Genomic DNA, 238 nt, shown 5'->3' on the forward strand with positions numbered 1-238 from the left:
CGCGGCGTTGGGCTGCACATAGTCGCTGAACTCCACCACCTGGATCTTCAGGCCGTCCTTGGCGGCCACTTTCTTGACCTGCTCGAAGATCTGGGCGTGCGGGCCGGCCGTCACGCCGATTTTCAGGGTCTTGTCCTGGGCCCCGGCGCCGGTGGCGAAACCGGCGGCCAGAGCGAGTGCGAGGGCGGATTGCAGGAGGGAGCGCTTGTTCACGGAAACACCTTTCAGTCAGAGATGC

Annotated in this window: 1 protein-coding gene; it reads right to left on the reverse strand. The window is 64.7% G+C overall.

The window, feature by feature from the left end:
- Nucleotides 1-213 (reverse strand): MetQ/NlpA family ABC transporter substrate-binding protein (locus tag B2J89_RS22320; RefSeq protein ID WP_371809123.1); only part of this gene is annotated, 213 nt, incomplete at its 3' end.
- Nucleotides 214-238: the final 25 nt, after the last annotated feature.

The sequence above is a fragment of the Acidovorax sp. SRB_24 genome (genome assembly GCF_012931925.1).